Consider the following 7,945-nt stretch of genomic DNA (forward strand, 5'->3'; position numbering starts at 1 on the left):
GCCGTGGCTCGGTCCCGGACCCGGCGCACCACCAGCCGCGCGGTCAGTCGGGCGGGTGGTGGAGCCGAACGCGGTGAAGGCCACCTCGGCGGCCTGCGTGTCGGAGATCAGCTCCCCGGTGTCCGGGTCGACCACGGCGCCCGGTTCCCGTGCTGCCCCGATTGCGCTCTCGTGGGCTCCCGACGGTCCGAGCCCGCGATCAGCCGCGTGACCAACGACCCCGGGCAGAACAGCTAGCCAACTCCCGCCACAACTCGTCGACCCCTACGAGGTCTGCGGCAGTAGGTCGATGAACCAAAGCTTGCAGTCCTGGCCGACGCGGTAGACGGCGAGAAACCCGTCTCGCACGACCAACTCGAGCTCCTGATTGATCGGCAGGCGGCGGTCCATCGCGTATGCCCATCCTTGCAACGGTCCGTCTCCGGCGACGTAGACCACCTGCACGGGCGCACCTCCAACGTCTCGACATCTGGCGCAGGACCATGCCCGTCACGGTGGGGAGAGGCCGGGTGTGCCCTCGCGGCTATCTGTCAGTAGGGAATGTCGACCGGCGGACAGCACTGTCTTGAGGCAGGCGGCGGGCGGATATCGAGCGCAAGTGGCGGCCTCGCTTGAAGGTGCACGCCCCTCGATACCCCAACGGACCGTCCGGCATGCCCGACCGCCAGCGACGGACGTGGATCTTGGCGGCGCGATCGGATTGGTGTTTGGACGGCGACCGATGTGAGACGACCCGTGCCTGCCGTCGGCCTCCGGTGTCTCTACGGAACGAGGGATCGGCTCTCGAGCCGGTGCTCGAGCTCGACGCTCTCTTCGTGTCGCAGAACGCGCGCCCGGGCAGCGACGGGAGCCACACCGCGGCCACCTACCTGCGGGTCACCGTCCAGGTCTGATCGCCACCCAGAGTCCGGTTGGAGTGTCAGTGGGGTCGACCTGGCCCGAGCGCCAGGACGCCAAGCCACGCGGGCGCTTCGACTTCTGCTTGTCGTCTGGAGGGCCGTGGTGGTCACCCCATACACGACGGCGAACCCTTCCATGGTTGCCGAACCGCCCCACGGAGCCATCCAGTGGTTCCTGGAGGGGCGCCCCACCCCACGGATGGACGTCGACAGAAACGGACGGCCCCGCGAGACCCTCATCAGCCCAACGATCGTCGCGGACTTGTGGGACGGCGGCTGGGTGCAGTAGCCCGCGCACCTACGTGCCGATGCAGGGCGGGTCGATCCGGCGCTGGGTGCGGTGCTGACACGATCTCGATCCGGCGGGCTGGCATGCGGCCGGATGGGCATCCTGTTCGGTGCTGGGTCAGATGGTGACCTTCGCCTCTACGGGCGGGGACAGGCGGGCCGGGAGGCTGTTGGGTGGCCGCCGGGCGCGGCGTAGCCCTGGCTGCAAGTTTGGCGGCCGGGAGGTGAGTGGTGTGACTGATCTTCAGCACAAGATCGTTCCGAAGACGACGCCGGTCGAGCACCACGGGTCGGTGCGTGTTCACCGGGCTGCAGCCACCACGGCCGGGGTTCTGTACATCACCGGGACGGTGGCTGGAGTCCTCAGCGTGGCCGTGAGTGCTCCGATCCGTGGTGCGGCCGACCCGTTGGCCTACGGCGCGGAGCACTCCGGCACCGTGGTGACCGTGGCGCTGCTCGTGCTCGTCATGGGGCTGTCGCTCGCGTTGGTCCCCGTCGTGTTGTTCCCGGTGCTGCGCCGGGTCAACGAGGTGCTGGCGGTCGGCTATCTGATTGTGCGCGGAGCGGTCGAGACCGCCTGCTACGTCCTCCTGGCGATCGGCTGGCTGCTGGTCGTGCCGCTGGGTGAGGCACTGGCGGCCGGAGCGGGCACCGGCTCACCGGCCGGCGTCCGGGTCGGCAACCTGGTCATCGATGCTGACGCCACGAACGCCGTGCTCACGCTGGTGTTCTGCCTTGGTGCCGCCCTGTTCTACGTGCTGCTGTACCGCTCACGCATCGTCCCCCGTTGGATCGCGTGGTGGGGTCTCGTGGCGATTCCGTTCTACGTGGCGGCCGACCTGCTCGCGATGTATGCAGTCATCGGCGCCAACTCCTCCGCGCAGACTGTGCTGTTCATGCCCCTGGCCGTGCAGGAGATGGTGCTGGCGGTCTGGATGATCGCGCGCGGCTTCCGGCCTGCGGCCATGGCGACCAGGTCCGGGCTCGTAAGCGGCCCACCGGCCGGCGCGCAGCTGTAGTGGGGCGGCGCGCCGAAGGGTCGCTCCCGGAAGGAATGAGCCATGAACGCAACGGCAACCCGACCGCCGAGAGTGCCGCCGCCGTGGTTCGTGCACACGGCCTGGCGCGCTCATCGCGCGCTGTACCGGCTCAGCGGCGGCCGCTTCCTGTGGACCACGTCGAACAAGCGTGGCTGGGGGGCGCTGCGCCTGACCACGATCGGGCGGAAGTCCGGGCAGGAACGCAGCGTCATCATCGGCTACCTCGAGGACGGCCCCAACCTCGTCGCGCTCGCGATGAACGGCTGGGACGAGGACCATCCCTCGCGGTGGCTCAACCTGCAGGCGCACCCAGACGCCGTCGTTCGACTGGCCCGCCAGCATCCGCGCCCGGTACGTGCCCGCCCAGCCGAGGGGCAGGAGCGTGATCGGCTGTGGCAGCGCTGGGCCGCGGTCGACCCGCAGCTCGACGCCTATGCCAGCCGCCGGTCGACCAAGACACCCGTGATCGTCCTCGAACCGCGCGACGCGACCGCGTGACACCAGAGGAGGACCGGAGTCCCGATCAGGCCATCCCGCCCGAAGTGGCTCTACCGCGACTTCCCCACCTGTGAGAAGGGACTTCTGTGTGAACACCACTCGAAGAATCGCGATCACCACGGGAACACTGTTCATTGTCGCGACCCTCGCGTCGCTGTCGGCCGCTGCCCTCCTACCCGGCCTCACCGGGGCGACCTACCTGACCGGAGTCGCCCAGCAGTCCAATCAGCTGGCCGCCGCTGCGCTGCTATACCTGATCGCGGCAGCCGCCAGCGTCGGCATCGCCATCGCCTTGTACCCACTGCTGAAGCAGATCAACGCCGCCCTGGCGCTGGGATCAGCTGTCTTCCGAACCATCGAAGCGGTCTTCTACACCGCCGGAGTCGTCAGCCTGCTGACCATCGGGACCCTGGCCCAGCAGCTCGCCACGGCACCGCCCGGCGATCGCGCCCCCACCTACGCGATGGCCGACACGCTCGTCAGCGTCCGCGAGCACTCCGCCCTCGTCGCGGTGTTCGCCTTCACCGTGGGCGCCTTCATGTACTACCTCGTGTTCTACCGATCCCGACTCGTTCCGCGCTGGCTGTCGGGCTGGGGCCTGGCCGCGGCCCTTCCGATGATGACCGCCTGCCTGCTGGCGCTGTTCCACGACACCCCGGTGACCGGTTACGTGCTGCTCGCCCTGCCCCTCGGCGTCCAGGAAATGGTCCTCGCCGTCTGGTTGCTGGTCAAAGGCTTCAGTCCACCGCCCCCGTCGCCCCCGACGCCCAGGGCATCGTCCGCAGTCTCACCCGGCATCACCACGCCCAGCGCGCCGACCGGGCCGGTCGGCGCGCACTAGTCCACTAGTCCGCGGGTGGCCCTCGTTCGCCCGATCTCAGAGTTCACCCGAGCGCCGTGACGAGCACCGCACGAGTCACAGAAGCGGAGCCCACGCCCCGGTGCCGTTCAATAGCGCCCCGGCGGCTGGCAGCCGCTCGCCTGTCGCAGATGTCGGGGTCGCGACGTCGGGCCTTTCGGCCGTGGATGGGGCCGTTCCCGCGCAGGAGGCTGGGTCGAGGTCATAGGAGGTGCCCTGATGGCGGCTGCCGTCTCTTCGGTTCGGGTGCGGGCCAGCCTCGATGAGCCGTTGTCGCGCTGGTTGTGGCTGGTGAAGTGGCTGCTGGCCCTGCCGCATCTCTTGGTGCTGGCGTTCCTGTGGATCGCGTTTGCGGTCCTGAGCGTGGTCGCCTTCTTCGCGATCTTGTTCTCCGGTCGCTACCCCCGGTCCCTGTTCGCCTTCAACGTGGGCGTGCTGCGTTGGTCGTGGCGGGTGTCGTACTACTTCTGCTACGCGCTGGGCACCGACAAGTACCCGCCGTTCACCCTCGCCGACGTTCCCGACTACCCGGCCCACCTGGAGATCGAGTATCCGGAGCGGCTGTCCCGCGGTCTCGTGCTGGTCAAGTCGTGGCTGCTAGCCATTCCGCACTACATCGTCATCGGGATCTTCCTGGGCGGGACGTACGACGCATGGGATGCGGCCACGAGGACCCACTACACGTACACGGTCACGGGCTTGATCGGCTTCCTCGTCTTCGTCGCCGCGGTCGTGCTCCTGTTCACCGGTAGCTACCCGCGTCCCGTCTTCGACCTCGTGCTCGGCCTGGATCGGTGGGTGCTACGCGTCGCGGCCTACGCCAGCCTGATGACCGACGAATACCCGCCGTTCCGGCTCGACATGGGTGGCGAGGAGCCGGGGGACACCCCGAGCCTTCCCCTCGGGACCACCCCGGCCGCGGACGCGACGACCGACCCGCCCACGGGTCGCCAAGACCAGGACATCGCCAACCTGACGGCGCGGATCGCCGCCCTCGAAACACAACTGAACCAAGCCGGTCGGGACGGCGACTGAGCCGCCACCAGCGAACTGAGTGCGCCCCGAAGTTGTGGGACGGGGGATCCGGCACGTGCGGTTGGGAGCTCGTGGCGGGGAGCCGAGGCTGGTCGGATGCTCAATGCCCTTCTGAGTCTCCGCGCCCGGCGTCAGGGTCCGATCAGGGTCAGGGGTGTCGCAATGCTGAAGCGTCTGGGCAGCGCGACCCGCGGGTCACGGCCCAGGAGCTGGGCGGTCCCCGACCCGGGAAGCAACGCACGATGAAGGCGATCGTCCAACACGAGTACGGCGCACCCCAAGACGTTCTGAAGCTCGCCGAGGTCGACACGCCAGCGGTCGGAACGCAGGAGGTGTTGGTGGCGGTGCGGGCCAGCTCGGCCAACCCATGGGACTGGCACTTCATCCGCGGTGAACCGGTCCTGATGCGCCCCGCCGGTCTCGGCGGCGTCCGTAAGCCGACGTTCCTCATCCCCGGCGGAGACGTGGCTGGAACGGTCGAGCGGGTCGGCGAAGACGTGACCGGGTTCGCACCGGGCGATCACGTCTACGGCTTCGGCCACGGCGCGTTCGCCGAGTACGTCTCCGTTCCCCAACGGAACCTCGCCGACAAGCCGGTGAACCTGACCTTCGAGCAGGCCGCCGCCGTGCCCCTCGGCGCCGTCACCGCCATCCAGGGACTACGAGCCGGCGGACTCCGGGCCGGGCAGCACGCCCTGATCATCGGCGCCTCCGGTGGGGTCGGTGCCTTCGCCATCCAGATCGCCAAGCACCTCGGCGCCGAGGTCACCGGCGTCTGCAGCACCCGCAACGTCGACCTGGTGCGGCACCTCGGTGCCGACCACGTCATCGACTACACCACCGAGGACATGTTCACCGGTCCCACCCGCTACGACCTGGTCTTCCAACTCGGCGGGACCTACTCCCCGGCGACCATCCGCAAGATACTCACCCCCCGCGGCACGCTCATCCAGTCATTCGGGGACGGCAACCGCTGGGTTGGACCCCTCAGCAACATCATCAAAGCCGCGGTACTCAGCCCCTTCGTCAGCCAGACCCTGAAGACCTTCACCGCCAAGGAGACGACCGAAACCCTCGACGAGATCACGAAGCTCATCGAGTCCGAGCACCTCACCCCCGTCATCGACCGGACCTACCCACTCGCCGAAGCCGCCCAGGCCGTCCTGCTGGTCGAACAAGGACGACCCGCCGGCAAGGTCACCATCACCTTCCCCTAGCGACCGGTGACCGCCGACCCCACCAGGAACAACCGAACCACCGCCCACCGGACCAGAGTGCTAGACGGTCCTTGCGCTCCATCGAAGACCGGGTCAACCAGGCAGGTGACTTTCCAACGCAGGGACCGCACCTGCCGGCCATCATGGCGGAGCTCAGACGCCAGCGCCCGTGTGTGGTGCCCGGAGGTGGCCCCCTGCGTTGAGCGGCTCGCGTGCGGCGATGCCGGGCAGCTGGTCGTGGAAGAACACTCGGGAGAGCAGCTCGCGGCGGGATCGCGTGTCAGTCTTCGCGAAGACCACCTTGAGGTGGTCCTGGACTGTCCACGGCGAGATCACGAGGCGCTCGGCGATCGCGGCGGTGTCCAGGCCGCGCGCCACGAGGGTCGCGACCTCACGCTCGCGCGCGGTAAGCCCGAACGCCTCGAGCCGCAGCGGCACGGCGTACTCCTCTCCGGCGCGCTGCACCACGATGGCAACACGACCGTTGGCACCTCCATCGGGCAGCGAACCGTGGAAGGTGAGCCACCCTGACGATGTGGGGACGTGCAGCGGCGCTGCGGATCGCCCAGCCCTGCCCTGTCGGCGTACCTCAGCAGCCAGCGTGATGGCCGCCGCCGGGACCCTTCGGTGCGCCGGGTCGTCCCGCGCCAGCAGCTCCAGCAGCGCCCGAGTGGAAGGCGTCGTGAGCTCCACGTCGTCGCCGGCGTCCAGCACGAGCAGCCCCGGCGCGCGGTCCTCGTCCGAACGGCGCGCGGCGTCGAAGCGATAGGAGCCGCGCAGCGCCTCAGCGATCGGCCGCGACAGCCGCGCCATGACCCGCCCGTCCTCGGGCGTGAAGTCGCCCGCTGCCTCGGTGCGGTGCAGGACGACGCACCCCCACACGCGACCACGCGTCACCATTGCGACGCGCATCTCGTGCGGCGTGCCGATGGGTGCGAGGTACTCGACGTAGCGGGCACTCCTCTCCGGCCGCCCGCGCGTGCTCTCGCTGAGGATCCCGACCGGCGAGCGCCGAGTCGCCAGAGCCGCGAACGTGTTGACGTCCTCACGCAGGTACTCGCTGGTCACGACCGCGCCGGCGGCCATCGACTCGGTTTCGGCAGTGAGGAAACCGGCGCGCAGCAGCTCCACCGGGTTCGCCGTCGTAAGAAGCCGCGTCTCCGGGTCCAGGCCATGCCAGCAAGCGGCATCGAAGGGGAAGGCCCGACGGATCCGTGCGGACAGCTCTTCGTGCAGCTCGCCGTACGGCAGGCCGCGCGCGCCGAGGCGCTCGACCTCGGCGATCAGGCGGTCCCCGCCCCAGCGGTCCATCACGTCATGGTGCCCCTGCAGGGCTCAGTCGACCGCTCACATGCACGAAAGATCCCAGATCGCCAGGGATGCCCCCATGCCCGCCGGAGGCGGAGTGTGAGACCCGACGCCGGCCTGCGGCGACCACACCAACCATCGGGAGCCCACCATGACCATCGACACCACGCTCGCCGCCCACGCCACCCAGACCGTGTGCCTGGCAGTCCCGCTGCTCCCCGGCACGTCCTCGACCGACCGTGAGGAGATGCTCACCTGCTGGCACGGTGAGCGCAGCGAGGAACACGCCGCCTCCCGTCGCCGACACGGCGTCACCCGGGAATCGGTCTGGATCCAGACCACGCCGGCCGGAGACGTCGCGGTCGTGCTCATCGAGTCGGCGGACATCTCGCAAGCCCTGCTCGGGCTCGCGACTTCACAGGCTCCCTTCGACGCGTGGTTCCGCAACCACCTGCACGCGGTCCACGGCCTGGACCTCGCAAGGGGCATCTCGCTTCCAGACCAGATCCTGGACTTCCGTGGCTGAAACCACGCCGCTTCGGCGCCCGGCACAGTCAGTTGCATGCACGCACACAGACCCGACGCGGCCACCACCGACCCCAGCGGTGGTGGCCAGCAGCTAGTGGCGTGTCTCGCATTTGACTAGCAGTTTAGGGGGTTCTCTTCGGGCATGACCCGAGCCCCTGCTGTTCCGCTGGACATGACGCAGGGTCAGCGGGTGGCGCTGGAGGCGTTGGCGAGAGCGCAGGGCGCGCCGCATCGTCAGGTGCAGCGGGCGAAGGCGCTGCTGATGGCTGCCGA

Annotated in this window: 8 protein-coding genes and 2 pseudogenes; 7 read left to right on the forward strand and 3 right to left on the reverse strand. The window is 69.1% G+C overall.

The features are described 5' to 3' along the window. Together VIM19_18000 and VIM19_18005 are read right to left on the reverse strand one after the other, a co-directional pair. Nucleotides 1–144: pseudogene (locus VIM19_18000) on the reverse strand (IS1380 family transposase). Nucleotides 145–264: 120 nt separating this feature from the next. After that, nucleotides 265–444, reverse strand: coding sequence for a hypothetical protein (locus VIM19_18005; GenBank protein ID HEY5186745.1), 180 nt, complete (start codon nucleotides 442–444; stop codon nucleotides 265–267). A gap of 976 nt (nucleotides 445–1,420) precedes the next feature. On the opposite strand from VIM19_18005, the gene VIM19_18010 reads away from it, so the two are divergent. The 5 genes and pseudogenes from VIM19_18010 (at nucleotide 1,421) to VIM19_18030 (ending at nucleotide 5,836) form a co-directional block, all read left to right on the forward strand. Continuing rightward, nucleotides 1,421–2,206, forward strand: coding sequence for a DUF4386 domain-containing protein (locus tag VIM19_18010; protein ID HEY5186746.1), 786 nt, complete (start codon nucleotides 1,421–1,423; stop codon nucleotides 2,204–2,206). 42 nt (nucleotides 2,207–2,248) lie between these two features. Then, on the forward strand, nucleotides 2,249–2,725 hold the full coding sequence (locus VIM19_18015; protein ID HEY5186747.1) for a nitroreductase/quinone reductase family protein: 477 nt from the start codon (nucleotides 2,249–2,251) through the stop codon (nucleotides 2,723–2,725). Nucleotides 2,726–2,813: 88 nt separating this feature from the next. Beyond that, entirely contained in the window at nucleotides 2,814–3,566 is a 753-nt protein-coding gene (locus VIM19_18020) for a DUF4386 domain-containing protein (protein ID HEY5186748.1), read from the forward strand. Nucleotides 3,567–3,803: 237 nt separating this feature from the next. Beyond that, nucleotides 3,804–4,466, forward strand: a pseudogene (locus VIM19_18025) (DUF4389 domain-containing protein). A gap of 395 nt (nucleotides 4,467–4,861) precedes the next feature. Then, nucleotides 4,862–5,836 carry an NAD(P)-dependent alcohol dehydrogenase gene (locus VIM19_18030; protein ID HEY5186749.1) on the forward strand — a complete coding sequence of 325 codons (975 nt, stop codon included), beginning with the start codon at nucleotides 4,862–4,864 and terminating at the stop codon, nucleotides 5,834–5,836. A gap of 153 nt (nucleotides 5,837–5,989) precedes the next feature. On the opposite strand, the gene VIM19_18035 is transcribed toward VIM19_18030, so the two are convergent. After that, on the reverse strand, nucleotides 5,990–7,147 hold the full coding sequence (locus VIM19_18035; GenBank protein HEY5186750.1) for a helix-turn-helix transcriptional regulator: 1,158 nt from the start codon (nucleotides 7,145–7,147) through the stop codon (nucleotides 5,990–5,992). A gap of 148 nt (nucleotides 7,148–7,295) precedes the next feature. Here VIM19_18035 and VIM19_18040 point away from each other — a divergent pair, with 148 nt between their 5' ends. Both VIM19_18040 and VIM19_18045 read left to right on the forward strand, forming a co-directional pair. Next, complete coding sequence (locus VIM19_18040) at nucleotides 7,296–7,670, forward strand: hypothetical protein (GenBank protein HEY5186751.1); 375 nt, start codon at nucleotides 7,296–7,298, stop codon at nucleotides 7,668–7,670. A 144-nt stretch (nucleotides 7,671–7,814) separates the two neighbouring features. After that, nucleotides 7,815–7,945: IS630 family transposase (locus tag VIM19_18045; GenBank protein HEY5186752.1), on the forward strand; the 131-nt coding region annotated here is incomplete at its 3' end.

Source organism: Actinomycetes bacterium (assembly GCA_036510875.1).
Taxonomy (GTDB): domain Bacteria; phylum Actinomycetota; class Actinomycetes; order Prado026; family Prado026; genus DATCDE01.